Raw genomic sequence first — 24,776 nt, forward strand, 5'->3', positions numbered from 1 at the left:
CGGGCGCCGGCAGCTAGCGGAGGCCTTCGTAGACCATCAGGCCGCGCGCGATGGCCAGCTTGCGCAGGGTCCGCGGCACGAACCGCTCCTGGGGATGCAGGTAACGCCACGAGGTCAGCACCAGGTCGTGCAGCCGGCCGACGTCGTCCTCGAACGGGGCGAGCAGGCCGGTGAGGCTCGCCGGCATATGAACGCGGCTCGTGAAGGGCAGCAGCAGCAGTTCGAGATGCGCCTTGGCGCCGCTCTCGGTCGTGGCGGTGATGCCGGCGATGGCCGGCAGGGTCTCTTCGACGACGCAGGTGATGATGTCTTCGATCTCGCCGCGGCTCGCGCCGGTGAACAGGGCGGAAAAGCTCCGGTTCTTGAGGTCGCAGCCGAGCAGGGCGGAGGTGCGGGTGCCGGCCACGCGGAACGGAAAGCGGGTCTCGCCGTCATAGGACAGCACGAAGATGTCGGACAGCAGTTCGCGTACCGCGGACGGCTCGAACTCACTCCGGTCAGGTGCACGTGCGGTGCCGCGCTTCGCATTCCAATATGCGAAGAACTCGCGGCTCGAGCTGTGTTTCATCTAAACCTTGCCCGGCACCTGTCTCGGCGGGACACATCTGTCCCGGTTTTGCTCAGGCGCCTTCCCTTCTCTGTTGTGCAGGGAAGGCTGTGCAGCGTCCATGCCGTGGCCGCGCTTTGGGCGGCTTATCGGCAGCTTTGTGTTGTTAACGTAAATTTAACTATGTCCTTGGCCCCCGCGGAACCAGTGGGTAGGGTCCGCGCGTTCCCGTTCGCGCCGGCTGCCCCAAGCGCCGGCGCCGTTGGTACACAGGTGGCGTCAAACAGTTTGGTCACCGTGCGGGGAGGGGTGGGGATTTTCTCCCGATCCCTCCGGGGCACGAGAAGACCAGCCGATCAGGGAGGGCGTTCTCAGCGCCCTCCCTTTTCTTTTGTCCCGATTCCGCACTGCGCGACACCCGGTGTCCGATTTTGGGATTGTGCACTTGCACAGGGGTGCGAAAGCCGCCTATCTCTGATCCACCGCCGCATCGAGGTCGCCGACCCCTTGGACTCCCATCCCGAATCCCCGCTCGCGCCGCCGCCGGAGGCGCCGCGCGAGCCGATCCTGACCTTGCCGCCGGCGCTCACCGCCTACATCCTCCTGATCGCGGTGATCCATCTGCGGGTGCTGCTGCCGCCGGAGCTGGAGAACTGGACCATCGACGTCTTCGGCTTCATCCCGAAGCGCTACGATTCAACGCTGCTCGACATCACCTTTCCGGGCGGCGAAGGCGCCAAGGTCTGGACCTTCGTCACCTATTCGCTGCTGCACGCCAACCTCACCCATATCGGCTTCAACGTGCTGTGGCTGCTGCCGTTCGGCAGCGCGCTGGCGCGGCGGTTCGGCGCGCTGCGTTTCTTTGTCTTCATGGCGGTAACGGCGGCCGCCGGCGCGCTTGCGCATCTGTTGACCCATGAGCACGCGATCGCGCCGATGATCGGAGCGTCGGCTTCGGTGTCGGGCACGATGGCGGCGGCGATCCGCTTTGCCTTTGTGAAGGGCAGCTTCCTGTCGTTCAGCCGTGGCGATGCCGAGGCGGCGGCCAAGGTGCCTGCGCTGTCGCTGTGGCGGGCGCTGCGCAACGGACGGGTGCTCGCCTTCCTGGCGATATGGTTCGGCGTCAACATCTTGTTCGGCGCCACCTCGCTTTCGCTCGGCGGCGAGGGCGCGAGCGTCGCCTGGCAGGCGCATATCGGCGGCTTCCTCGCCGGACTGCTGCTGTTCTCGTTGTTCGATCCGGTGCCGCGCACGCGGGACGATGCTGCAGATGCGTCGTCGGTGGATCAGTCGGGGCGCGTCTGATCGCCGCTTGCGGCCTGGATCGAATTCCTCCATCATCTTTGTGACGCAGAAACAAAGCGGGCCGACAAATCGAGCCCTGCTACTCACCGCGCCTCGGAACCGAAATCGGCGCGGAACTGTTGATTGAAGACTCTGGCGAACAGGCTCGGCTCCGCTCAAGCGGGGCACGAGCGGATTCAGGGAGGCCGACAATGACGGTACGTTCCATTCTCGATGCAAAAGGCCATCAGGTCATGAGCGTCGCGCCCGGCGCGAAGCTCTCGGCCGCGGTCAAGCTGCTCGGCGAGCGTAGGATCGGCGCGGTGCTGGTGATGGAGCAGAGCCGCATGGAGGGCATCCTGTCGGAGCGCGACATCGTGCGCGTGCTCTCTGAGCGCGGCGCGGGCGCGCTGGACGAACCGGTCAGCGCGGTCATGACCAAGAAGGTCGTGAGCTGCCGCGAGTCCGATACGGTCAGCGGCATCATGGAGATGATGACCACGGGAAAATTCCGCCATCTTCCTGTCGTCGAGGACGGCAAGGTGGTCGGGCTGATCTCGATCGGCGACATCGTCAAGCGGCGCGTCGAGGAATATGAGCGCGAGCAGGAGGCGCTGCGCGACTACATCAAGACCGCCTGAGCGCTACTTCCCGGTGCTGCCCGCGCCGCTCGACGGCGGCGCCAGGATGTCGATTGCCTCCTCGATTGCGCTGATGGAGCGTTCGGCGGCGCGTATCCCGTGCGCGATCAGGTCGTCGGCGCGGTGGAAGTCGAACCAGCCGATCTGACCGACCCGCGGCGAGATCAGCATGTCAGGCGGATCGCCGGCAAGGCGTGCGCGGGTGATGCGGTCCTGCATGATGTTGAAGGCGTCGACCATGACGCTCGAGATGCCGGGCCGGCTGGCGCTGCCGAAAAACTCCCGCTTCACGGTACGTTCGGCGGAGAAGAAGCGGCCAAACCGGCGCTTCGGCGGCTCCGGCTCGAGCTCGGCCTCGGCGGTCACCGCAACCGTCACTTCGGGCGCGGCGGACGGGCCGTGATTGTAGATCGTGGTCGAGTGCGCGAACACGTCGCTGGAGAGGTTCGCCGCAATGACGATTTCGGCGCCGAGCGCGCGCGCGGCCGAGACCGGCACCGGATTGACCAGCGCGCCGTCGACCAGCCAGCGGTCGCCGATCAGGACCGGCGCGAAGATGCCGGGCAGGGCGTAGGAGGCGCGCATGGCGTCGACCACGCGGCCCTGGGTCAGCCAGATCTCGTGCCCGGTGCGCACTTCGGTGGCGACGCTGGCGAACTTGACCGTGAGGTCCTCGATCATGACCTGGCCAAGCGCCGCCTCGATCTCGGCGGCCAGCTTGGCTCCGCGGATCAGGCCGGAGCCGTTGAGGCGGATATCGAGGTAGCCGAGCACGCTGCGCGGCTGCAGGCCGCGCGCCCATTGCTCCAGCGTCTCGATATGGCCGGCCGCATAGGCGCCACCGACCACGGAGCCGATCGAGGTGCCGACCACCACATTGGGGACGATGCCGTGGGCCAGCAGGGTCTTGATGATGCCGATATGGGCAAAGCCACGCGCGGCGCCGCCGCCGAGCGCAAGCCCGATGACCGGCCGGCGAACCGTTCCCAGGCCTACCTTGTCGGGGCCGTCGGAGCTCTTGTGGCCTCGGCCCATCCAGCTATCCAACACGACAAATCTCCTGCCAGCGCGAGACTAGGCTGCGCAGCATGGCTGCGCCAGCGTCGTCCGTCTTCATGGTTATTCCCACAGGCATGATTCATGCCCCGGGTAGTCCGCGGTAGGCAGGGAATGTGACTGGACCGCGACGGTAGAGCTAACATCGGCTTGATCGCGCGGTTCCAAATGGCGGACGCCGCCCGCCCGGACTGTGACAAAGCCTTGGACGCCCCTTGGACGAAGGCTTGAATTTGCCGCGTTTTCGTTGAAAAGCATGGAGATGACTTCGAGGGGCAACGGCATCGGCGGATGCGGGCGGGGCATGCGGCTCCTTCCGCTGCTGACGCTTGCGGCATTTTTGCTGGCTCTGATCCCCGGTTCCGTATCTGCACAGTTCTTCAGCGACCGGCCGCCGCCGATTCCGCCCGCCTCTGTCCCGGAGGTGCCGTCCGGTCCGGCACTCAACCTGGCGCCGCCATCGGGCGGCGGTTCAGGGCCCGTTCTGCCCGGTCCGCTGAACCAGCCGACCATCGTCCAGCCCTCGATTGCGACCGTGCCGCCGGTGGTAGCTGTGCCGCCGGCCGGCTCGCCGGCCGCGGGGCAGGCGGTGCTGTCGCTGACGGCGCGGTACGGCAAGGACCTGCCGGTCATCAATGCCGGGCTGGTGTGGCGGGTGTTCGCCGACAAGCCTGACGACAACGGCACCTACAAGCTGGTCCGCGAAGAGCGCGGGGCGACGCCCAACGTGGTGCTGCCGCCCGGCAACTATGTCGTCCATGTCGCGCTCGGCCTCGTCAGCGCGGTGCGCGCCGTCAGTCTGAAGTCGGAGACCGACCGCGAGTCCTTCGTGCTCCCGGCCGGGGGCCTGCGGATCGAGGGTCGGGTCGGCAGCAGCAAGATCCCCGCCAACCAGATCTCGTTCGCGATCTACAAGGGCAGCCAGTTCGACGGTTCGGACCGTGGACCAATGGTGCCGAACGTTGCAGCCGGCGACGTCGCGCTGCTGCCCGAGGGCACCTACTACATCGTCTCCAACTATGGCGACGCCAACTCGGTGGTGCGCTCCGACATTCGCGTCGCGGCGGGCAAGCTGACCGACGTCACCGTCACCCATCGCGCCGCCGTCATCACGCTCAAGCTGGTCAGCGAGCGGGGCGGCGAGGCGCTCGCCAACACCGCCTGGTCGGTGATCACGCCGGGCGGCGACGTGATCAAGGAATCGATCGGCGCGTTCCCGCGCGTCGTGCTCTCCGAGGGCGAGTATCGCGCGATCGCCAAGAACGAAGGCAAGGTGTTCGAGCGTCCCTTCAATGTCGTCAACGGTGTCGATGGCGAAGTCGAGGTGGTGGCGCGCTGACGTCCGGCCGGCCCTGCATTTCATGCAGCTGTCATAGTCTCTAATGTGAACTAACCATCGCGCGAATTTGAGCCGTCATAATCGCTCGCGGCGATGCCGGGCCTGCCTATTTTTACATGACGTTAAGCCGCGGCATGACTTGGATGCCGCGGGGACTAGTGTTTGCGTGGGGCGCGCCATGGTCATGGCCAACAAGAAATCAGCTAAAGCATCGGCCAAATTCAATTCCGAGATGTTCGCCGACGTACCGGTTCTGCAACGCAAGTGGCAGGCCGCGGTCCGTCCCGGCGAAAAGCTGCCGCACTATGAAGACGTGATGCTCGGCAGTCTCGGCCGGCTCGCGGATCATATCGTGCTGCTGCGGAGCGTAGATGGCATGCTCAGCGTCTCGCACGCCGGCCGCTATGTCCAGACATGGCTGAACGACGAGCGCTGGGACATTCCGCTCAGCGCCCTGCCGCCGGATTGCGCCACCGCGTTGACCGAAGCCGCCGCAAACGCGCGCGAGAACTGCCGGCCCTATCTGGCGTCGGCGCATTGCGTCCGCGACGGGCTGGTGCGGACCTTCGACGTGCTGGCGCTGCCGACGCGGTCGCGCTGGGGCGGTATCCTGGTCGGCGTCTACGTCAACGAGCGCAATGCGCAGTACAATCTGCTCGATACGATTTTCTCGGCCACCGACGAGGGCGTGCTGTCGCTCGCCGCGATCCGCGATGCGCGCGGCGAGCCGGCCGACTTCCAGATCGTGCATCTCAACCAGGGCGCCGCAAGGCTGCTGATGCAGCCTGCGACCGAATTGCTGTGGCGCCGGCTCAGCGCCGGCGGCAACCCGCTTGCGGCGTCATCGGTGATGAGCCGTCTGCGTGGATTTGTCGGCGGCGGCCCGGGCGGGCAGTTCGAGATCGACAGCGGTGATCGCTGCCTGCGGCTCGGCGTCACGGCGTTCGGCGACATGCTGTCGCTGACCGTCTCCGACGTCACCGCGCTGAAGCAGCGCGAGCTGTCGTTCCGCCTGCTGTTCGAGAACAACCCGATGCCGATGTGGGTGTTCGACGCCGGCACGATGGAATTCCTCAGCGTCAACGACGCCGCCGTTCAGCACTATGGATACAGCCGGGAAAAGTTTCTCGGCATGACGCTGCGCCAGATCTGGCCGGTGGATGAGTGGAGCGTGCACAGCGCCGCCTTGCGCGAGATCGGCGACGTCTATCAATCGAGCCGCGACTGGCGGCACATCAGGGCCGATGGCAGCGAGATCCATGTGCTGACCTTCGGACGCAAGGTGGCGTTCGAGGGCCGCGACGGCTATCTGGTCGCGGTGGTCGACATCACCGAGCGCCGCGCCGCCGAAGCGCGGATCGCACATATGGCGCACCATGACGGGCTCACCAATCTGCCGAACCGCGATTTCTACCAGGAGCGCCTGCGCGAGGCGCTGGAGCGCGGCCGCAGCGGCAACAAGCGCGTCGCGGTGATGTGCATCGACCTCGACCTGTTCAAGAACGTCAACGACTCCTTCGGGCATCCGATGGGCGACCGGCTGCTCAAGCTGGTGGCGGAGCGGCTGCGCGAGGTGGTCCGCGACGACAATGTGGCGGCCCGCCTCGGCGGCGACGAATTCGCGATCGTGCTTGCGGCCGACGTTTCGCCGAACGAGGCGAGCGCTTTCGCCGAACGGCTGATCGAAGCGCTGAGCGCGCCCTACAACATCGACGGGCTCGAGGTCGTGGTCGGCGCCAGCGTCGGCATCGCGCTGTCACCGGGCGACGGCACGACGTCGGAAGAATTGATGCGCAATGCCGACATGGCGCTGTACCGCGCCAAGTCCGAGGGGGGCGGCGTGCATCATTTCTTCGAACCGGAGATGGATCAGCAGGCGCAGAAGCGCCGCGACATGGAGCGCGATCTGCGCGCGGCCTTCAGCAACGGCGAGTTCGAGCTGCACTACCAGCCGCTGGTCGACATCGCGGCCGACCGCATCTCTGGCTTCGAGTCGCTGCTGCGCTGGCGGCACCCGCAGAAGGGCATGGTCTCGCCTGCGGAGTTCATCCCGGTTGCCGAAGACATCGGCCTGATCGTCGCGCTCGGCGAATGGGTGCTGCGCGAAGCCTGCTCGGAGGCGATCAAGTGGCCCGCCGACGTCAAGGTCGCCGTCAATCTGTCGCCGGTGCAGTTCCGCAGCCGCAATCTGGTCCAGGCCGTGATCTCGGCGCTGGCGCATTCCGGCCTGTCGGCGCGGCGGCTCGAGCTCGAGATCACCGAGTCGGTGTTTCTGGCGGAGACCGAGGCCAACCTCGCGATCCTGCATCAGCTGCGCGAGCTGGGCGTCAGCATCTCGATGGACGATTTCGGCACCGGCTATTCCAGCCTGAGCTATCTGCGCAGCTTCCCGTTCGACAAGATCAAGATCGACCGCTCCTTCGTGAAGGATCTGGCGCGGCGCTCCGATTGCCTCGCGATCGTGCGCGCGATCTCGGGCCTTGGCCGCAGCCTCAGGATCACCACGACCGCGGAAGGGGTCGAGACGACAGACCAGCTCGACTGGTTGCGCGCCGAAGGTTGCAACGAGGTGCAGGGATTTCTGTTCAGCGCGGCGAGACCGGCCGGCGAGATCGCGGCCTTGCTGAGCGGCTTTGCGGAGCGTGCGTCGAAGGCGGCGTAGTCGTCATGCCCGACAATGGCGAGGGCTTTTGTAGCCCGGGTGAGCGAAGCGACACCCGGGACGAGTGTCCCGCATATCGCTCCGCTCATGCGGGCTACAAGGCTATACCCTAGAACCGCGTCACGATATCCGACAGGGCCGGGCGCGGGCGGTCCTCGCTCGGCCTGGTCGGGGTGCCGATGTGAATGAGCCCGGCGAGCTTCTCGTCCGGCTTCAGGCCGAGGCCGTCGAGCACGTCGCGGTCGAAGACAAACCAGCCGGTCAGCCAGCAGGCGCCGTAGCCGAGCGCGGTCGCCGCGGTAACGATGTTCATCGCGCTGGCGCCCGCCGACAATTCCTGCTCCCACGGCGGCACCTTCGGGTGCGGCTTGGTGAAGGAGACCACGCCGATCACCAGCGGCGCGTCGGTCAGGCGTTTCTTCTCGACCTCGATGTCGGAGGCCGGCGCCCCGGGATTCTTCCGGGCGAAGACCTTTGCGATCACGTCGCCGGCCCGCGCGCGGGCATCGCCCTCGAACACGATGAAGCGCCAGGGCGCGAGCTTGCCGTGGTCGGGTACGCGTGCGCCGATCGTCAAAATGGTCTCGAGCTCGGCCGCGGACGGGCCCGGGCCGGTCATCTCGCGCGGTTTCATCGAGCGGCGCGTCTTCAGGAGTTCAATGGCATCGGGCACGGAGATGTCCTTCAAGGGGAGTCGTGCCCCCAAGATGGGGGCACGACCGAGCCAATGAAAGCCAGTTTAGACCGATTGTGAAGATCAGGCGACGGATCGCGCCCGCTTCACGTCGGGCGGCGTCGCCTCATCGACCAGCGCGGCGATCGCCTCATCGGTCGGCATCACCGTCTGCCGCTCGCTGCCGAGACGGCGGACCGAGACCGAGTGGGTCTCGGCTTCCTTCTTGCCGACGACGAGCAGGGCCGGGATCTTGGCCAGCGAGTGCTCGCGGACCTTGTAGTTGATCTTCTCGTTGCGCAGGTCGATCTCGACCCGCAGCCCGGCGCGGCGCGCGGTCGCCGCCACCACCTTGGCGTACTCGTCGCCTTCGGAGGTGATGGTCGTGACCACGAGCTGGGTCGGCGCCAGCCAGAGCGGGAAGTTGCCGGCATAGTGCTCGATCAGGATGCCGATGAAGCGCTCCATCGAACCGCAGATCGCGCGGTGCACCATGACAGGTGCCTTCTTCGAGCCGTCATGATCGATGTAGAACGCGCCGAACCGCTCCGGCAGGTTGAAGTCGACCTGGGTCGTGCCGCACTGCCAGTCGCGGCCGATGGCGTCGCGCAGCACATACTCGAACTTCGGTCCGTAGAACGCGCCTTCGCCCGGATTGATCTCGGTCCGGATGCGGTTGCTGCCCTTGGCCTTGATCTCCGACAGGACCGTCGCCATCACGCGCTCGGCGTGATCCCACATCTCGTCGGTGCCGACGCGCTTCTCCGGCCGCGTCGAGAGCTTGACGGTGAGCTCGCCGTCGAAGCCGAAATCGGCGTAGGTCGACAGGATCAGGTCGTTGATCTTGAGGCACTCGTCGGCGAGCTGCTGCTCGGTGCAGAACACATGGGCGTCGTCCTGGGTGAAGCCGCGCACCCGCATCAGGCCGTGCATCGCGCCCGACGGCTCGTAGCGATGCACGACGCCGAACTCGGCGAGCCGCAACGGCAGGTCGCGGTAGCTCTTCAGCCCGTGCTTGAAGATCTGCACATGGCCCGGACAGTTCATCGGCTTCAGCGCGAACCAACGCTTGTCCTCGGCCTCGTCGCCGGCGGACTGCGCCGCGAACATGTTCTCGCGGTACCAGTCCCAATGGCCCGAGGTTTCCCACAGCGCCTTGTCGAGGATCTGCGGAGCGTTGACCTCGTCGTAGTCGCCGAGCAGCCGGCGCCGCATATAGGCGATCAACTGCTGGAAGATGGTCCAGCCCTTGGGGTGCCAGAACACCACGCCCGGGCCTTCCTCCTGGAAGTGGAACAGGTCGAGCTCGCGGCCGAGCTTGCGGTGGTCGCGCTTCTCGGCTTCCTCGATCTGCTTGAGATAGGCGTCGAGGTCTTCCTGCCTGGCGAATGCCGTGCCGTAGATGCGGGTCAACATCGGATTGTTGGAATCGCCGCGCCAATACGCGCCCGCCACCTTCATCAGCTTGAACGCGTTGCCGATCTTGCCGGTCGAGGTCATGTGCGGGCCGCGGCAGAGATCGAACCAGTCGCCCTGGAAGTAGATCTTGATCGGCTCGTTGCCGGGAATGGCGTCGACCAGCTCGACCTTGAAGGCCTCGCCCTTGTCGCGGAACACCTGCTTGGTCTTCTCGCGATCCCAGACTTCCTTGGTGAACGGCTTGTCGCGCGCGACGATCTCGCGCATCCGCTTCTCGATCGCGGCAAAATCTTCCGGGGTGAACGGCTCGTTGCGGAAGAAGTCGTAGTAGAAGCCGTTCTCGATCACCGGGCCGATCGTGACCTGGGTGCCCGGCCACAGCGACTGCACGGCCTCCGCCAGCACATGCGCGGCATCGTGCCGGATCAGTTCCAGCGCGCGCGGATCTTCGCGGCCGATCAGCTCGATTTTGGCGTCGGCCTCGATCGGATCATTGAGGTCGGCAAGCGTGCCGTCGAGCGCCATCGCGACGGTGCGCTTGGCGAGCGAGGGCGAAATGCCTTTGGCGATGTCGAGACCGGTGGTCCCTTTCGGGAAATCGCGCCTCGCTCCGTCAGGGAAGGTGAGGACGATCTTGTTCACGGGTTCTGCGGGTTTGAGGTTAGAGAGGCTGTACTGGAATCCGGATTCGGATTTGGGTGGCGTATCGGCCATGGTGTCTCCTGTAGCTCACTCCTGCGAACGAGCGCAGGTAAGCGGAAAGCAGCGGTATAGCAGGGGATTTGACGCCTGCAATCCGGCAATATCAAGAAAATGGGCCTCCGGCCGCGCGGATTTGAACAAGGCTCGGCTGCAGGCGACGCCACGGATCGTTGCGACGCTGCCGATCATCGTCTAACGTCCGGCCTCCATTTTCCGCCATCGCGCGATCCGCAAGGTTCATGTTTTCCCGTCTCCTGTTTTTCGTGGCGTTGCTTCTGATCCCGGGCGTGTTGCGGGCGGAAGAGACACCGGTCCAGAAGGCCGGATTTGCGAAGAAGCTGACCATCTATCTCGCCCATGGGCCGGCGAACGCCTGCGGCGCCGGCTGCGATCGCTGGATCGCGATCGAAGGCGAGATCGATCGGGAAGCCGCGCAGCGGATTCGCACCTTCCTGTTTGCCAACAAGGACAGGCAGCTTCCGATCTACCTTCATTCGCCGGGCGGAAACGTCGAGCAGTCCTATGGGATCGCGCGGTTCCTGCGCGCGCACAAGGCAATCGCCCGGGTCGGCCGTACCATCGTGCCGGCCTGTTCCACCGGCACGCAGATCGACGCCGCCTGCCTGAAGATCAAGGCTGCCAAGGGGGAGGTCGAGGCCGAGCTCACCACGCGCAACGCGATGTGCGTGTCGGCCTGCGCCTATCTGTTCCTGGGCGCGACCAGCCGCGAAGTGGCGCCCGATTCGGTGCTCGCGGTGCATAACTCCAAGCTGATGTTCGTCGTGCACGGACATCCGCCTGCGCAGGTCGTCGCGGACTTCAGGCGGCGCGAGATGGTGAGCGCCGATCGCGACCGCAATGTATTCCTCGCGGCGATGGGCATCAGCCATGAGCTCAGCGACCTCATCAAGTCCGTGAAGTTCGAGGACCTGCACGTGCTGACGCGGCCGGAGCTTTATCGATTCGGCATCGATACGCGGCCGCTGCCGGAAACCCTGTGGGCGGTGGAGAAGGAAACACGGCCCTATGTTCGCAAGATCGTGCAGCAGAAAAGGGCCGACGGCAGTGCGTTCCGCATGATGGAGTGGCGGCTGTTCTGCGAGAGCAAGGATCGCGGGCGGCTGATGTTCGTGCGCGAGTTCGAGGAGGGGGCAGCCGGCAAGAGCACGGTGCTGATGATGGCCGGCGCGACCAGGACCGTTGCATTCGGCCGGTCGGCGCGGTTCGGCAAATACGAGGTCTGGAGCGAGGCGGTGACCTCGGACATCGTCAAGGCGATGCTCGCGGCCCCGCATCTGCAGATCGGCGAAAGCGCGCCGGCAACCGACGCCAAGCTCGACGCCAAGTCTGACGTCAAGTCCGGCCTTGCGACATTCGATATCGGCACCACCGGGCTGGAGCAGGGGTGGACGCAGCTTCTGGCATCATGCCCGGCGGCGACCGCCGGCCCGAAGCCTGCGAGCCCGTTGCCGGCCGCCGCGTCGCCGAGCGTCAGCGCCGTGCCGGCGGCATCGCCGTCGCCATGAGCGCAAGAGGCGCCGTTCGATCAGGTGCCATGCATTTAGATGCAGTTGCATCGATCTCGGCGTCTGCTAACAACGCGGCGTGAAACGCTTCGCTCCCACCGCATTGATGCTCGGCAACATCGTCACCGGCTGCTCGGTGCTGGCGCCGGCCGGCATGCTGGCGGAGTTGTCCGACGGACTCGGCGTCACGATCCACACCGCGGGTCTCCTGATCACCTTCGGCGCGATCGTGCTGTGCGTGGGCTCGCCGGCGACGGCGTGGCTGACCAGCCGGATCGAGCGGCGGGCCTTGCTGACGGCGACGCTGCTGGTGCTGACGCTGACCAATGCGGCATCCGCCTTTGTGCCGAACTACGACAGCCTCCTGATCATTCGGCTGGTGATGCTCGCGGTCGGCGTGCTCTACACGCCGCAGGCGGCGGGCACCGCGGCACTGATCGTGCCGGTGGAGAAGCGCGGCAGCACGATTGCCTACATCTTCCTCGGCTGGTCGCTTGCTGCCGCGATCGGGCTGCCGCTGATCACCTTCATCGCAAGCCGCTACGGCTTTCGCGCGACCTATGGCGCGATCGCGCTGACCGGGCTCGTCAGCTCCCTGCTGCTGTGGTGGCGGCTGCCAGGCGGACTGCACAGCGCGCCGGTTGACCTCAGAACCTGGGTCGATCTCGGCCGCAATCCGATGGTCATTCTGCTGCTGTCGATCACGACGCTGCAGATGTCCGGCCAGTTCGTGGTGTTCACCTTCATGGGACCGCTGCTCGCCAAACTGACCGGCGCCAATGCGGACGCCGTCGGGATCGTGTTCGCGCTCTACGGCATCTTCGGGTTCGTCGGCATCGTGATCGCAACGCGCGTGGTGGACTCGTGGGGCGCCTGGAAAACCTCGGTCCTGTTCACCGTGCTGCTGCTCGCAGGCGTCGCCGGCTGGGCGCTGAGCGCCGGCGCCTACGCCCTGATGGCCGCCTCCGTCGCGGTGTGGGGCCTCGGCTTTGCATCGACCAATTCGATGCAGCAGGTACGCCTGGTCGGTGCGGCGCCGGCGCTCGCTTCGGCGTCGGTCTCGCTCAATACCTCGGTGCTGTATATCGGCCAGGCCATCGGCTCCGCGATCGGCGGCTTGCTGTTCGCCCGCGAATGGCTGCACAGCGCAGGCTACGTGGCTACAGCCTTCGTCGCGGCGGCGCTCGCGGTCGTGGTCGTCACGCGGCCGCGACGGACGGCCGCCACCGCCGCAGCCGAGTGAACGGTTGGCTTTCACGTTTGTGTTCGCGAGAGCATCCCAACAACGATCCGCGTGCGGAACATCAGGGAGCTCGACTGCGCGTCACCACCTCACGCTTTGGCTGGGCACGATGAACGCCGTCGTGCTCGGCTTGTTCGGATTGTGGGTGAAGTAGCCGTAGGCGGCGACGATCACGACGAGCAAGGCAAGCACGGCCAGCAAGTCGATCTGCCGGGGATCATGACCGTTGTGGCTGATTTTCCAGCGCATTGTTGTTTCCTCCCCAAAGGGGGCAATGAAACAATGCGCCAACTATCGCCACAGTTCCGCCGGGCAGCAATGCGCGCTGCGCTTGGACGTGCCGCAGCAACCGATCAATTGTCGTTGACGCCGCGTCAACCGTTGTTGGCGCCGCGTCAGCCTTCGTTGACGCCGCGCCAGCGGCCATAGCGCCAGGGCAGGTACCAGCGTGCCCCGGGCGGCTTCGTCAGCGGGACATTATCGATCCCGGATGTTCCCCAGGGCTGGCAGCGCAGCAGCCGCGCCAGCGTCATCCAGCCGCCGCCCCACAGGCCGAAGCGTTCGATCGCCTCGTCGCCATAGACCGAGCAGGTCGGCAGATGCCGGCAGTTGTAGCCGACCAGCGGCGACAGCGTGTGCCGGTAGATCCAGATCAGGGCGCGGCCGAGGTTGCGCGGCAAGCGGCGCATGGTGCTGGCACAGTCCATGCATCGTGGATGGTGTGTCGTTGAATGGTTTGTCGGCGGCATACGCAAGTATGTACGTAGTCTTGCGGGGGTTCCAAGCCAAGGAACTGTTTTGTTGCAGATATTTACGCCACAGTTCGTTATTATTGCACAGCACCGATGGCGCTGCAGCAAGGGCTCTATGGACGGTCCGGGTCAGCAACGCTACCGTTCCCATAACGCGCCGCTGACAGAATCGTGGCGCACTGCCATGGGGCCATTGCCACCGCTCGCATCACCAAGGGCTTGGGGGAAGGAACCAAATTGAGGCTCGTCAAGTCGCTCTCGTTGCGCAGTTGGGCGCTTACCGGCGCCGTTGCTCTTTGCTTCGCAGCTTCCGGCACCGCCGCCATGGCGGGCGGTTCTGCGCAGGCCAATTCGACCCTCGAAGAGCGCAAGCTGCCGATGAAGTTCAGCTGGATCGCCTGCCAGCCGAATTGCCGCGGCTGGGTGTCCGCGGTCGGCATCATCACGGCCGATAGTCCGAGGGAATTCGACGAGTTCGCGCGCGGCCGCCAGCTCAACGGCGCCACCATCGTGCTCGATTCCAGCGGCGGCTCGGTCAACGACGCGATCGCGCTCGGCCGCCGCTTCCGCGGTCTCGGCGTGCTGACCACGGTCGGTACCAGCGTCGTCAATCAGGCCGCGCAGGGTGGCCGCGCGAGCGTTCTGCCGGATGCCTATTGCGAGTCGATGTGCGTGTTCCTGCTGTTGTCGGGCAAGACGCGCTACGTTCCGCCGGCCGCCCATGTCCGCGTGCATCAGATCTGGATGGGCGATCGCGCCGACGACGCCAAGGCCGCGAGCTACACCGCGCAGGACCTGATGATCGTCGAGCGGGATATCGGCCGTCTTGCCAAGTACACCTTCGACATGGGCGGCGCAGGTGATCTGCTGGCGCTCTCGCTCAGCGTGCCGCCGTGGGAAGACCTGCACGAATTGTCGGCGGCCGAATTGCGGCTGACCAATCTCATCACCACCGATGCGGTTGCCGACGTGCTGCCGCGGCAGGACAACAGCAAGGACAACGCAATTCCCGTCGCCGAGGCGAAGCCGAAGAACAACGATCGCTTCTTGAGCAGCGCGATGGAGGGCGAGGCGTCGCAGGCGAGAGCGACCAAGACCGCCGAGGTCGTGGTGCCGACCGGCGGCAGCGCGGCGCCGGCGCCGGTCCAGCCCGCGCAGTAAGAACGCACATTGTCGCGTCGTTCCGGGACGCGTAAGCGGACCACAGATGCGCAATTGCGCATCGGGGAACCTCGAGATTCCGGGTTCGATGCTGCGCATCGCCCCGGAATGACCTGACATGCAATTTTACGCCGGCTGCTTCGCCTTGGCCTCGATCTGACCGATCGCATCGACCACGGCATCGAAGGTCAGCAGGGTCGAGGCATGGCGGGCCTTGTAGTCGCGCACCGGCTCGAGCAGCGCGATATCGGCCCATTTGCCGCCCTGCGGGGGCTGGCCGTTTTCCTTCAGCATCTTGCGGACCGTCTCGCGCAATTCGCGCAGCTCGTCCGCGGTCGAGCCCACCACCCGGCTCGCCATGATCGAGGAGGAGGCCTGGCCGAGCGCACAGGCCTTCACGTCATGGGCGAAATCCGTCACCACGGGACCGTCCATCTTGAGGTCGACCTTGACGGTCGAACCGCACAATTTGGAGTGGGCGGTGGCGCTGGCGTCCGGGTCGGCCAGCCGTCCGAGGCGCGGAATATTGCCGGCCAACTCGATGATCCGCTTGTTGTAAATGTCGTTCAGCATGGGGACAGATGCCTGGTTCCGGCGGTGCCGGGCGCTCTTGGCGGCTGGGTTGCACCGTCCTATATATGGACGGCAACGCCGGAAACATAGCCCGGCCATGCGGCCACCGCGGCCCACCTCCGCCGCGGCGGTGCTACAATTATGGGACTCAGGCGCCCGGCGGTCGAACCATCCGCCCCGTCTGCCCGGTGACACATCCGGACCAAGGTCAAATCCGAGGGCCGGTCGAACGGAGAAGACATGGACGCCTTGATCAAATCGATTCGCCCCAACAAGCCGGCCGACGCGAAGCCCGGCGAGCTCGACCCCTCAGAATTCATGACGGCGGCCGTCCGTGCCGACCAGCCGCGCCCGTCGCGGGCGGAGGCGGAGGACGCCGTGAAGACGCTGCTCGCCTATATCGGCGAGAACACCGGCCGCGAGGGCCTGCTCGACACGCCGCGCCGGGTCGTCGAGGCCTATGACGAGCTCTATCAGGGCTACCACCAGTGCCCGGCCGAGGTGCTGAACCGCACCTTCGGCGAGACCGCCGGCTACGACGATTTCGTCCTCGTCCGCGACATAGAGTTCACCTCGCAGTGCGAGCATCACATGATGCCGTTCTACGGCAAGGCGCATATTGCCTATACGCCGGTGGAGCGCGTCGTCGGCCTCTCCAAGCTGGCGCGGCTGACCGATATCTTCGCCCGCCGTCTGCAGACCCAGGAGCATCTCACCGCGCAGGTCGCGGCTGCGATCGACGAGGTGCTGAAGCCCCGCGGCGTTGCAGTGCTGATCGAGGCGGAGCATACCTGCATGTCGGTGCGCGGCGTTGCCAAGCATGGTGCATCGACCTTCACCAGCCGCTTCACCGGCATGTTCCGCGACAATCCGGCGGAGCAGCAGCGTTTCCTGTCCCTGGTGCGAGGACCGAACCGGTAACCTCGCATTTTCCTGAGCGAGGTTTTCCGTGTCCGCAGCGACCCACGATCACGACCGCGAGGAGGGGCTGGCCTTCCAGCCCAAATTCGACGCGGCAGGCCTTGTGACCTGCGTCGCGACCGATGCCGCGACCGGCGATGTGCTGATGGTCGCGCACATGAATGACGAGGCCCTGCGCAAGACGATCGCGACCGGCGAAGGCTGGTACTTCAGCCGCTCGCGCAATGCGCTGTGGCGCAAGGGCGAGAGCTCGGGCCAGACCCAGCGCGTGGTCGAGATCCGGATGGATTGCGATCAGGACGCGGTGTGGATCAAGGTCGAGCAGATCGGCGCCGCCTGCCACACCGGACGGCGCTCCTGCTTCTATCGCGCGGTGAAGGACGAGGGCGGGCATGTCAGCCTGTCCTTTGTCGACGCCGAGAAGCTGTTCGATCCGGCGCAGGTCTATCGCAAATAGATCATTGATCTGAATCAAGTACAGCGCGGCGAAGTCGTGTACTTCGTGGCCCCTGTTACGCCATGCGCAAGCCGTTGCGCATGGTCGTCACTGGGGGTGAACTGTGGCGCATCGCCTGATACCGCTTGTTGGGTTTTTTGCCTGGGCTGTGTGGCCGATCGGCGAGGCGCAATCGCAAACGACCGAGCGTGCGCCCGATACCATGGCCGCGCGCGTCCTTGCCTGTGCGCCTTGTCACGGCGCCGAAGGCGAGGGCACCAGCGACGCCTATTTCCCGCGGCTGGCCGGCAAGCCGGCGGGCTATCTCTACAACCAGCTCATCGCATTCCGGGATGGACGGCGGAAATATCCGCCGATGAACTACCTGCTGGAGTTTCAGACCGACGATTACCTGAAGAAGATCGCCGAATATTTCGCCTCGCTCAGGCCGGCATTTCCGCCGCTGGTCCCGCCGGTCGACAGCAAGGAGATCCTGGCGCGCGGCGAGACGATCGTGAAGAACGGCGATCCGCAGCACGGCATTCCGCCCTGTTCAGCCTGCCATGGTCCCACATTGGGCGGCATGGAGCCCGGCATTCCCGGCCTGCTTGGCCTGCGCGCCGCCTATATCAGCGGCCAGCTCGGCGGCTGGCGCTACGGCACGCGGACCGCGTTCGCTCCCGATTGCATGCAGATCGTCGCGAGCCTGCTGACGGAGGACGACGTGAAGGCGGTGGCCGCCTATCTGTCCTCGCGTCCGGCGCCGGCGGATCCATCCTTCGCGCCGCGAGGCAGCCTTCCGATGCCGCTCGAATGCGGCAGCGAACCGCATTGAAGGGATCGTGCCGATGTCGCGAACCTTAACAGGACTGCTTGTCGGACTGATGCTGGCACTGTCGCCGATTGGAGCATCGGCGCAGCAGAAGGCGGCCGATCCGGCCGTCCTCGCCAAGGGCGAGTATCTCGCACGCGCCGGCGATTGCATCGCCTGCCACACCGCGCGCGAAGGCAAGACCTTCGCCGGCGGCCTCCCGATGAAGACGCCATTCGGCACGCTCTACACGTCGAACATCACGCCCGACCCGCAGACCGGGATCGGCACGTGGACCTCCGATCAGTTCTACCAGATGATGCACAATGGCCGCTTTCCCGATGGCGGCCTGGTCTATCCGGCGATGCCGTTCGCCTCCTATACCAAGGTGACGCGCGAGGACAGCGACGCGATCTACGCCTATTTGCGCACGGTGCCGCCGGTCAGGCAGCTCAACAAGCCGCACGACCTGACATTCCCGTTCAACAACCGCTCGCTGATCCTCGGCTGGCGCACGCTGTTCTTCAGGGAAGGCGAGTTCAAGCCTGATCCGACGAAGTCGGCGGAGTGGAATAGAGGTAACTATCTGGTCGAGGGGCTGGGTCATTGCGGGATGTGTCACACCCCGATCAATGCGCTCGGCGGCAGCAAGCAGTCGCAGGCCTTCGAGGGCGGCCTGATCCCGATGCAGAACTGGTACGCGCCGTCGCTGACCTCCAACAAGGAGACGGGGCTCGGCGACTGGACGATCGAGGAGATCGTCGACTATCTGCGCAAGGGCGTGTCCGCCAAGGGCGCCGTGTACGGACCGATGGCCGAGGTCGTCTACAACAGCCTGCAATATCTCAATGATGATGATGCGCGCGCGATGGCGGTCTACCTGAAGGGCCTTGCGCAGGGCGGTCCTCCGGAGAAGGCGTCGACTTCGCTGCCGTCGGCCGAGAGCAGTCTGCTGCTGTCCTTCGGCAAGTCGATCTATGACCGCGACTGCGCAAGCTGTCATGGCGCGATCGGGCAGGGCATGCCGCCGGATTATCCGCCGCTTGCCGGCAATCAGTCGATCCAGATGGTCTCCGCAGTGAACCCGATCCGGATGGTGCTCAATGGCGGGTATCCGCCGGGCACGTCGGGCAATCCGATGCCCCACGGCATGCCGCCGTTCGCGCAGAAACTGTCGGATGACGAGGTCGCGGCTGTCGTGACCTACATTCGAACGGCCTGGGGCAATCGCGGCGAGCCGGTGTCGGCGCGGCAGGCCAACGAACTGCGGGCAGCAACGCTGAACTAAAGCATGATCCGGAAAAGTGCGAAGCGGTTTTCCGAAACGATCATGCTCAAACAAAGGAGCTAAAGCGCGATGACTAGTCAACCTCGTCTCGTCGCGCGTTAAGGGGAGCGCGATCATGATCAACTCGTCTTCGCCGCAACCGCCGGCATCGGGCTCGGAAGACGATGATGTCGAGACCATCGTACGCGCCGGTCCAGGTGGCGCGGTCGCGGTCGCGGGCATTGCGACGGCCGTCGTGGTCGGGTTGTGGTTTGCGTTCTATCTGCTGGTCTTCCTGCCGCGGAGCGTTCCCTGATGGCGAGCGAGACTGACCACAGCCTCGGCGAGGCCGTTGCCGCACGGATCGAGCGGCGCTGGGCGACGCTGTCGATCGTCATTGTCGGCGTCCTGGTCGGCATGGCGACCTATATCGGCATCCATCAGGCGACGATGCCGCAGGGCCGGGTCGAAACCGCCGATCCCAAGACGCTGCATCTGTCGGGCGAATTCGTCGAGAGCAATCTCGGCAGCGAAATGCTGGCCGACGGATCGGTCACCGTGCGCGCGATTGGCCAGCAATATTCCTTCACACCGCAATGCATCGTGGTGCCCGCGGAGACGCCGATCACCTTCCGCGCCACCAGCGCCGATGTCGTCCACGGTTTCCTGATCGAGGGCACCAACATCAACACGATGCTGGTGCCGGGCTACGTCACCGACCTGCCGGTGCGCTTCAAGGCGCCGGGCGATCACGTGATGCCGTGCCAGGAATTCTGCGGCATCGGCCACCAGGGCATGTGGGGCAAGGTCAAGGTGGTCGACAAGGCTGCGTTCCGTGACATGGCGGCAGCGAAGCGGAGGCTGACCTGTGTTGATTAACAAGCGACTGATCGCGGCGCATTTCTGGCTTGCCTTCATCGTGTTCGGCGTCGCGCTGGTGCTCGGCGCCTGGCAGATGTTCGTGCGCAGCCCGTTGAACGCCTGGCATTTCAATCCGGAATTCTATTATCGCTCGGTCACCGCCCATGGCTCGGCGATGGGATACGTATTCCCGACACTGATCGCGATGGGATTCGGTTACGCGATCACCGAAGCCTCGCTCGAGAAAGAGCTGGTTGGACGGCGCTGGGCCTGGGTGGGCTTCTTCCTGGTCGCCGTCGGCACCGTTGTCGCGATGATCCCGGTGTCGCTCGGGCTCGCCTCGGTGCTCTACACCTTCTATCCGCCGATGGTAGGCAATCCCTTCTATTACATCGGCGTCGTCATGGTCGTGGTCGGCTCATGGATCTGGGTCGCGCTGATGGTGACCAATTTCGTGATCTGGAAGCGCGAGAACCCGGGCAAGCCGGTGCCGCTTGCGATGTATGCCAATGTTGCGGGCTCACTGCTCTGGGGCTGGACCGCGGTCGGCGCGGCGCTCGAGATCCTGTTCCAGATCCTGCCCGTGGCGCTTGGGCTGAAGTCGACGATCGATGCGGGGCTGGCCCGCGTCTTCTTCTCCTGGACGCTGCACGCCATCGTTTATTTCTGGCTGATCCCGACCTACATCGCCTATTATACGATCTTCCCGCGGGCGATCGGCGGCCGGCTCTTCAGCGACCCGATGGCGCGGATCTCGTTCATCCTGTTCGTCGTGGTGGCGATGCCGATCGGCGTGCATCACCTGTTTGCCGATCCGCAGGTCGGCGCCGGATTCAAGTTCATGCACTCCGTGTTCACCGGCCTCGTCGCGCTGCCGACGCTGCTCACGGTGTTCACGATCTGCGCCTCGGCGGAGATTGCCAGCCGCCTGCGCGGTGGCCGCGGCGCCTTCGGCTGGATCGGCGCGCTGCCATGGTCCAATCCGATCATGCTGGCGACGGCGCTGTCGCTGGTCATGCTCGGCTTCGGCGGCGCCGGCGGTCTGATCAACATGAGCTATCAGCTCGACGCCACCGTGCACAACACGCAGTGGATCACCGGCCATTTCCACCTGATCTTCGGTGGCGCCATCGTGATTATGTATTTTGCCATCGCCTATGATCTGTGGCCGCATCTGACCGACCGTGCGCTGGACAGTTTTGGCCTGATGCGCACGCAGCTCTGGCTGTGGTTCATCGGCATGATCGTGACCACCTTCCCGTGGCACTATGTCGGTATTCTCGGCATGCCGCGCCGCATGGCGTATTACGACTATGCCAACCCGGCGATCTCGCCGCAGGCCTTGTCGGTTACGATGTCGGCAATCGGCGGGTTCATTCTTCTGATATCGGGCCTGCTGTTCCTGCTGGTGCTGATCCGCGGGCAGTTCGGCGCGCGAGGCGAGGCGGGTGCGTACCGCTTCGCGGTGCCGCTGCACATGCCCGCGCGGATTCCGGTCGCGCTCAACTCATTCGGCCTGTGGCTCGCGTTGATGGTCGGTCTCACCGTGGTGAATTATGGTTTCCCGATCGCGCAGCTGATGGCGCTGAACGAGACCAGCGTGCCCGCGGTCTATGTCGGAGCCGGCCGATGAGCGACCAGCCGCTGTTCTCGCTTCGCAATCCGTGGTTCGGCGCCAGCGTCGGCATCACGGTTGCCATCGCTGTGTTGTCGGCCGTCGCAGGCCTGATCTGGTTGCCGCTCGCGCAACCCAATTTGAAGCTTGCCGGCGTCTGGGATGCGATCTGCAGCGCTGCCGGCGTTCCGCGTGCCGCCGTGCAGGAGGTCGGCATCAAGCCGGATTTCAAGACGTCCAAAGTCGTCATGACATCGGAGATGCTGACCAAGGCAGATCAGGTCTCGATCGGGCGGGGCGCAACGCTGGCGCAGCGCTGCGCGATCTGCCACGGACCGCAGGGCGTCAGCGACGCCCATTCACCGAACCTCGCCGGGCAATTTGCTGCGGTGACCTACAAGGAGCTGAACGACTTCAAGACCGGCGCGCGGGTCAGCGTGGTGATGAGCCCGTTCGCGGCGGCGATGAGCGATCAGGACATGAAGGATGTCGCGGCCTATTACGCCTATCTGCCGCGGGTGCCTTCGAACAATCTGGATACCGGGCGTCCCGCGCCGGCGATCGTGGTGACGGGCGCCCCGATGCGCAACATCGCGCCTTGCGGCTCCTGCCACGGCGATGTCGACAACAAGGCGGGAAGCCCCTGGCTCGGCGGCCAGTCGGCGGTCTACATCAAGGCGCAGCTCGAGGCCTTTGCATCCGGGGCCCGCCGCAACGATATCAGTCAGCAGATGCGCAACATCGCGCGCCAGATGACGGCCGAGGAGATCGACCAGGTCGCGCATTACTACGAGGCCCAGCCCTGAACCGGCGCTATTAACGCGCCATTAACTATAATTACGGCACCTTGACGGGACATGGGTGCCGATTGCCGGCGCCCGGCAAGGCACCCGGACAGATGGCGGTCGACCTCTTCAATGCGACGGCTTCGGCAGGTGTCGATTCCTCGCGCCTGAAGGTCGCAAGCTCGATCAAGCAGGCGGCCGCGACCACCGGCACGAGCTTCGAATATCTGCTCACGACCGCGAAGATGGAATCCAATTTCAACCCGCGGGCCGGCGCCACGACCTCGTCGGCGCATGGACTTTATCAATTCATCGACCAGACCTGGCTCGGCACCGTCAAGGAGGCTGGAAGCCAGCTCGGTTATGGCCAGTATGCCGACGCCATCAGCAGGAATTCCGACGGCAGCTATTCGGTCAGCGATCCCTCGGCGCGCGCCGCGGTCATGAAGCTGCGCGACGATCCGGACGCGGCGTCCTCGATGGCGGCGGTGCTGACGCAGTCCAACAGCTTCAAGCTTACCGGCAAGCTCGGCCGCCGTCCGGCCGATGCCGAACTCTACATGGCCCACTTCATGGGCGTCGGCGGCGCCGGCAAGCTGATCTCGAGCGCCGAGGACAGCCCGAGCGCCAATGCGGCCACGATGTTCCCGAAGGCGGCGGCCGCCAACCAGTCGATCTTCTACGACAAGTCGGGCAGCGCACGCAGCGTCAGCCAGGTCTATTCGGTGCTGACCACGCGCTACGCGGCGGCCGCGAACTCCAAGGACACGCGCACCGCCTTCGCGGCGGCGGGTGGCGACACCATGTCGCCTTACGCGATCGCAAGCGCCGCGCCGACGACAGCGCTGACCATGGATACCGCATCCTATCTCTCGACCTTCCCGGACTCCCGGTCGGCCGCGCCCGTCGCTGCGACCTCGGCTGTGGCATCGGCACAGCCGGCGCCGACCTTCCGCTCGCTCTACCAGGCCGGCGACCGCTCGGAGCCGATCTCGCCGGCGGTGCAGGAGCTGTGGGGCAATTCCGCCTCGCTGACGTCATCGGCGACGCCGAAGGTCCGCGCGCCCGGACGGCTCGACCTGTTCAGCGATCCGAGCGGCACCTACAGCAACGGCTAGCGCTGTCTTGCTGCGCGCGCGAAGCCGCGCGCCGTTGCGGCTTTAACGAAACGTCAATAATCCCAAACGTTTATGGTGAACCCTTTGTTAAGCGTCATGGTTTATTTTTCCTTGCAGTGGCGTCGTATGTCGATGCCGTTTCGTTGCGTAAGCCGGAAGGACCATGATCGTTCGGCAGTTTATTAGTTGGATTAGGACCGCTCCAGCAGGTGAGCGAGCAGAGGCAACACGGGCGTTGGCCCGGGCCTGGCTCATCTCGGATCTCACCGAGGACGACCGCATCGCAGCCGAAGGCGCGCTGCTGATGCTGCTCGACGACCCGTCGCCGCTGGTACGGCAGGCGATGGCCGAGGTGTTCGCGCGCAGCGTGGACGCGCCTGCCGCAATCGTGCAGGCGCTGTCGGCCGACCAGCCGGCGATCGCGCTGCCGGTGCTGGAGCATTCACCGCTCTTGATCGATGCCGACCTCGTCGACATCGTCGCCACCGGCTCCGACGAGATGCAGTGCGCGATCGCGCGCCGCACCAATCTGCCGGCCTCCGTCGCCGCCGCGATTGCCGAGGTCGGCTCGGCGGCGGCCGCGCTCGAGCTGATCGAAAATCCTTGCGCCGGCCTCGCGCCGTTCTCCTGGGATCGCATCGTCGAGCGCCACGGCCATCTCGCCGCCATCAGGGAATCGATGCTGCAGTTGGAAGACCTGCCGTCGGCGACGCGGCTGGCGCTGGTCGCAAAGCTCTCCGACACGCTGGCGCAGTTCGTCGTCGCGCGAAACTGGCTCGGCGCCGATCGGGCCGACCGGATCGCCGGCGAGGCCAGGGAACGCTCCACGGTGAACATCGCCGCGCGCGCCTTCGGCGACGACATGCAGAACCTGATCACGCATCTGCGCGCCAGCGGGCAATTGACCGCCGGGCTGATCCTGCGCGCGCTGCTGTCGGGCAATCTCGATCTGTTCGGGGCGGCGCTCGCCGAACTGTCCGGACTGCCCTATGGCCGCGTCACCGCGCTGTTGAACGACCGCGGCGGCAACGGCCTGCAGGCGCTGCTGCGCCGCGCCGGCCTGCCGGAATCCACCTACGCCGCGTTCCGCGTCGCGCTCGAGGCCAGCCACGAGGTCGGCTATGTCGACAGCGGTGACGGCGCGGCGCGGCTGCATCGCAGCATGGTGGAGCGGGTGCTGACGCATTGCGAGACCGATCATTCGGCGGCCGAGCCGCTCCTGGTCCTGCTGCGCCGCTTCGCGACGGAATCGGCCCGCGAGGACGCACGGATGTTCTGCGAGGAGCTCGCCGCGGAAGACGCGATCGCGGTGCTGCCCTACGACGACGATCTCATCGCGGCCTGAGGGCCGCGTTTCCTTCCCATCGATGGATGCTTGAGTGGG

24 protein-coding genes are annotated in these 24,776 nt (G+C 65.5%); 17 read left to right on the plus strand and 7 right to left on the minus strand.

Going from position 1 to position 24,776, the window contains the following annotated elements:
• Positions 1 to 13: 13 nt before the first annotated feature.
• The gene (locus J2R78_RS31715) at positions 14 to 568 is read right to left on the minus strand and encodes a PAS domain-containing protein (protein ID WP_057019672.1); all 555 of its coding nucleotides are present in this window, start codon (positions 566 to 568) and stop codon (positions 14 to 16) included.
• A gap of 486 nt (positions 569 to 1,054) precedes the next feature.
• On the opposite strand from J2R78_RS31715, the gene J2R78_RS31720 reads away from it, so the two are divergent.
• Positions 1,055 to 1,852, plus strand: coding sequence for a rhomboid family intramembrane serine protease (locus tag J2R78_RS31720; RefSeq protein ID WP_057019671.1), 798 nt, complete (start codon positions 1,055 to 1,057; stop codon positions 1,850 to 1,852).
• Between the two features lie 191 nt (positions 1,853 to 2,043).
• Positions 2,044 to 2,472 carry a CBS domain-containing protein gene (locus tag J2R78_RS31725; RefSeq protein WP_057019670.1) on the plus strand — a complete coding sequence of 143 codons (429 nt, stop codon included), beginning with the start codon at positions 2,044 to 2,046 and terminating at the stop codon, positions 2,470 to 2,472.
• A 3-nt stretch (positions 2,473 to 2,475) separates the two neighbouring features.
• On the opposite strand, the gene J2R78_RS31730 is transcribed toward J2R78_RS31725, so the two are convergent.
• Positions 2,476 to 3,522, minus strand: a complete 1,047-nt coding sequence (locus J2R78_RS31730; protein ID WP_057019669.1) for a patatin-like phospholipase family protein — start codon at positions 3,520 to 3,522, stop codon at positions 2,476 to 2,478.
• A gap of 268 nt (positions 3,523 to 3,790) precedes the next feature.
• On the opposite strand from J2R78_RS31730, the gene J2R78_RS31735 reads away from it, so the two are divergent.
• Positions 3,791 to 4,867, plus strand: coding sequence for a hypothetical protein (locus J2R78_RS31735; protein WP_253608046.1), 1,077 nt, complete (start codon positions 3,791 to 3,793; stop codon positions 4,865 to 4,867).
• Positions 4,868 to 5,045: 178 nt separating this feature from the next.
• Entirely contained in the window at positions 5,046 to 7,529 is a 2,484-nt protein-coding gene (locus J2R78_RS31740) for a bifunctional diguanylate cyclase/phosphodiesterase (RefSeq protein WP_253608047.1), read from the plus strand.
• A gap of 109 nt (positions 7,530 to 7,638) precedes the next feature.
• On the opposite strand, the gene J2R78_RS31745 is transcribed toward J2R78_RS31740, so the two are convergent.
• Together J2R78_RS31745 and thrS are read right to left on the minus strand one after the other, a co-directional pair.
• Positions 7,639 to 8,202 carry a nitroreductase gene (locus J2R78_RS31745; protein ID WP_076831733.1) on the minus strand — a complete coding sequence of 188 codons (564 nt, stop codon included), beginning with the start codon at positions 8,200 to 8,202 and terminating at the stop codon, positions 7,639 to 7,641.
• Between the two features lie 84 nt (positions 8,203 to 8,286).
• A complete protein-coding gene (gene thrS / locus J2R78_RS31750; protein ID WP_253608048.1) occupies positions 8,287 to 10,335 on the minus strand; it encodes a threonine--tRNA ligase in 2,049 nt (682 codons plus the stop codon).
• Between the two features lie 227 nt (positions 10,336 to 10,562).
• Between thrS and J2R78_RS31755 the strand changes: the two genes are divergently transcribed.
• Together J2R78_RS31755 and J2R78_RS31760 are read left to right on the plus strand one after the other, a co-directional pair.
• Complete coding sequence (locus tag J2R78_RS31755) at positions 10,563 to 11,849, plus strand: ATP-dependent Clp protease proteolytic subunit (protein ID WP_253608050.1); 1,287 nt, start codon at positions 10,563 to 10,565, stop codon at positions 11,847 to 11,849.
• 106 nt (positions 11,850 to 11,955) lie between these two features.
• On the plus strand, positions 11,956 to 13,092 hold the full coding sequence (locus J2R78_RS31760; protein ID WP_253609985.1) for an MFS transporter: 1,137 nt from the start codon (positions 11,956 to 11,958) through the stop codon (positions 13,090 to 13,092).
• Between the two features lie 81 nt (positions 13,093 to 13,173).
• On the opposite strand, the gene J2R78_RS31765 is transcribed toward J2R78_RS31760, so the two are convergent.
• Together J2R78_RS31765 and yidD are read right to left on the minus strand one after the other, a co-directional pair.
• Entirely contained in the window at positions 13,174 to 13,341 is a 168-nt protein-coding gene (locus J2R78_RS31765; RefSeq protein WP_016843922.1) for a hypothetical protein, read from the minus strand.
• 146 nt (positions 13,342 to 13,487) lie between these two features.
• Positions 13,488 to 13,799, minus strand: coding sequence for a membrane protein insertion efficiency factor YidD (gene yidD / locus J2R78_RS31770; protein WP_076831624.1), 312 nt, complete (start codon positions 13,797 to 13,799; stop codon positions 13,488 to 13,490).
• Between the two features lie 282 nt (positions 13,800 to 14,081).
• On the opposite strand from yidD, the gene J2R78_RS31775 reads away from it, so the two are divergent.
• Positions 14,082 to 15,005, plus strand: coding sequence for a hypothetical protein (locus tag J2R78_RS31775; protein ID WP_253608051.1), 924 nt, complete (start codon positions 14,082 to 14,084; stop codon positions 15,003 to 15,005).
• A 126-nt stretch (positions 15,006 to 15,131) separates the two neighbouring features.
• Here the strand turns inward: J2R78_RS31775 and J2R78_RS31780 are convergent, their stop codons facing one another.
• Positions 15,132 to 15,578: an iron-sulfur cluster assembly scaffold protein gene (locus J2R78_RS31780; protein ID WP_057019663.1), complete on the minus strand. Its 447-nt coding sequence runs from the start codon at positions 15,576 to 15,578 to the stop codon at positions 15,132 to 15,134.
• 240 nt (positions 15,579 to 15,818) lie between these two features.
• Here J2R78_RS31780 and folE point away from each other — a divergent pair, with 240 nt between their 5' ends.
• The 10 genes from folE to J2R78_RS31830 all read left to right on the plus strand — a co-directional run bounded on the left by folE (position 15,819) and on the right by J2R78_RS31830 (position 24,737).
• Complete coding sequence (folE, locus tag J2R78_RS31785; RefSeq protein WP_016843918.1) at positions 15,819 to 16,499, plus strand: GTP cyclohydrolase I FolE; 681 nt, start codon at positions 15,819 to 15,821, stop codon at positions 16,497 to 16,499.
• A 28-nt stretch (positions 16,500 to 16,527) separates the two neighbouring features.
• A complete protein-coding gene (gene hisI, locus J2R78_RS31790) occupies positions 16,528 to 16,956 on the plus strand; it encodes a phosphoribosyl-AMP cyclohydrolase (protein WP_057019662.1) in 429 nt (142 codons plus the stop codon).
• A gap of 202 nt (positions 16,957 to 17,158) precedes the next feature.
• Positions 17,159 to 17,770 (plus strand): c-type cytochrome, encoded by a 612-nt coding sequence (locus J2R78_RS31795; protein WP_253608052.1) that lies wholly within the window; start codon positions 17,159 to 17,161, stop codon positions 17,768 to 17,770.
• 13 nt (positions 17,771 to 17,783) lie between these two features.
• Positions 17,784 to 19,034 carry a c-type cytochrome gene (locus J2R78_RS31800; RefSeq protein WP_375167078.1) on the plus strand — a complete coding sequence of 417 codons (1,251 nt, stop codon included), beginning with the start codon at positions 17,784 to 17,786 and terminating at the stop codon, positions 19,032 to 19,034.
• A gap of 115 nt (positions 19,035 to 19,149) precedes the next feature.
• Complete coding sequence (locus J2R78_RS31805) at positions 19,150 to 19,329, plus strand: hypothetical protein (RefSeq protein ID WP_016843914.1); 180 nt, start codon at positions 19,150 to 19,152, stop codon at positions 19,327 to 19,329.
• Positions 19,329 to 19,892, plus strand: coding sequence for a cytochrome c oxidase subunit II (locus J2R78_RS31810; RefSeq protein WP_057019660.1), 564 nt, complete (start codon positions 19,329 to 19,331; stop codon positions 19,890 to 19,892). Before J2R78_RS31805 ends, J2R78_RS31810 begins: the two co-directional genes overlap by 1 nt.
• Positions 19,882 to 21,507, plus strand: a complete 1,626-nt coding sequence (locus J2R78_RS31815; RefSeq protein WP_253608053.1) for a b(o/a)3-type cytochrome-c oxidase subunit 1 — start codon at positions 19,882 to 19,884, stop codon at positions 21,505 to 21,507. Before J2R78_RS31810 ends, J2R78_RS31815 begins: the two co-directional genes overlap by 11 nt.
• Positions 21,504 to 22,295, plus strand: a complete 792-nt coding sequence (locus J2R78_RS31820; RefSeq protein WP_253608054.1) for a c-type cytochrome — start codon at positions 21,504 to 21,506, stop codon at positions 22,293 to 22,295. Before J2R78_RS31815 ends, J2R78_RS31820 begins: the two co-directional genes overlap by 4 nt.
• A 92-nt stretch (positions 22,296 to 22,387) precedes the next feature.
• Positions 22,388 to 23,392, plus strand: coding sequence for a transglycosylase SLT domain-containing protein (locus J2R78_RS31825; RefSeq protein WP_253608055.1), 1,005 nt, complete (start codon positions 22,388 to 22,390; stop codon positions 23,390 to 23,392).
• Positions 23,393 to 23,555: 163 nt separating this feature from the next.
• Positions 23,556 to 24,737, plus strand: a complete 1,182-nt coding sequence (locus tag J2R78_RS31830) for a DUF2336 domain-containing protein (protein WP_253608056.1) — start codon at positions 23,556 to 23,558, stop codon at positions 24,735 to 24,737.
• Positions 24,738 to 24,776 lie beyond the last annotated feature (39 nt).

This window comes from Bradyrhizobium sp. USDA 4538 (genome assembly GCF_024171045.1).
GTDB lineage: Bacteria > Pseudomonadota > Alphaproteobacteria > Rhizobiales > Xanthobacteraceae > Bradyrhizobium > Bradyrhizobium australafricanum.

Excerpts from the sequence above, each read along its gene's own strand:
- J2R78_RS31760 (WP_253609985.1), top strand. The coding sequence starts at position 11,956 with ATGCTCGGCAACATCGTCACCGGCTGCTCGGTGCTGGCGCCGGCCGGC.
- J2R78_RS31780 (WP_057019663.1), bottom strand. The coding sequence starts at position 15,578 with ATGCTGAACGACATTTACAACAAGCGGATCATCGAGTTGGCCGGCAAT.
- J2R78_RS31830 (WP_253608056.1), top strand. The coding sequence starts at position 23,556 with ATGATCGTTCGGCAGTTTATTAGTTGGATTAGGACCGCTCCAGCAGGT.
- folE (WP_016843918.1), top strand. The coding sequence starts at position 15,819 with ATGGACGCCTTGATCAAATCGATTCGCCCCAACAAGCCGGCCGACGCG.
- J2R78_RS31805 (WP_016843914.1), top strand. The coding sequence starts at position 19,150 with ATGATCAACTCGTCTTCGCCGCAACCGCCGGCATCGGGCTCGGAAGAC.
- J2R78_RS31810 (WP_057019660.1), top strand. The coding sequence starts at position 19,329 with ATGGCGAGCGAGACTGACCACAGCCTCGGCGAGGCCGTTGCCGCACGG.
- J2R78_RS31735 (WP_253608046.1), top strand. The coding sequence starts at position 3,791 with ATGACTTCGAGGGGCAACGGCATCGGCGGATGCGGGCGGGGCATGCGG.
- J2R78_RS31765 (WP_016843922.1), bottom strand. The coding sequence starts at position 13,341 with ATGCGCTGGAAAATCAGCCACAACGGTCATGATCCCCGGCAGATCGAC.
- J2R78_RS31795 (WP_253608052.1), top strand. The coding sequence starts at position 17,159 with ATGGCCGCGCGCGTCCTTGCCTGTGCGCCTTGTCACGGCGCCGAAGGC.
- J2R78_RS31725 (WP_057019670.1), top strand. The coding sequence starts at position 2,044 with ATGACGGTACGTTCCATTCTCGATGCAAAAGGCCATCAGGTCATGAGC.
- yidD (WP_076831624.1), bottom strand. The coding sequence starts at position 13,799 with ATGGACTGTGCCAGCACCATGCGCCGCTTGCCGCGCAACCTCGGCCGC.
- thrS (WP_253608048.1), bottom strand. The coding sequence starts at position 10,335 with ATGGCCGATACGCCACCCAAATCCGAATCCGGATTCCAGTACAGCCTC.
- J2R78_RS31740 (WP_253608047.1), top strand. The coding sequence starts at position 5,046 with ATGGTCATGGCCAACAAGAAATCAGCTAAAGCATCGGCCAAATTCAAT.
- J2R78_RS31820 (WP_253608054.1), top strand. The coding sequence starts at position 21,504 with ATGAGCGACCAGCCGCTGTTCTCGCTTCGCAATCCGTGGTTCGGCGCC.
- J2R78_RS31715 (WP_057019672.1), bottom strand. The coding sequence starts at position 568 with ATGAAACACAGCTCGAGCCGCGAGTTCTTCGCATATTGGAATGCGAAG.
- J2R78_RS31800 (WP_375167078.1), top strand. The coding sequence starts at position 17,784 with ATGTCGCGAACCTTAACAGGACTGCTTGTCGGACTGATGCTGGCACTG.
- J2R78_RS31755 (WP_253608050.1), top strand. The coding sequence starts at position 10,563 with ATGTTTTCCCGTCTCCTGTTTTTCGTGGCGTTGCTTCTGATCCCGGGC.
- J2R78_RS31825 (WP_253608055.1), top strand. The coding sequence starts at position 22,388 with ATGGCGGTCGACCTCTTCAATGCGACGGCTTCGGCAGGTGTCGATTCC.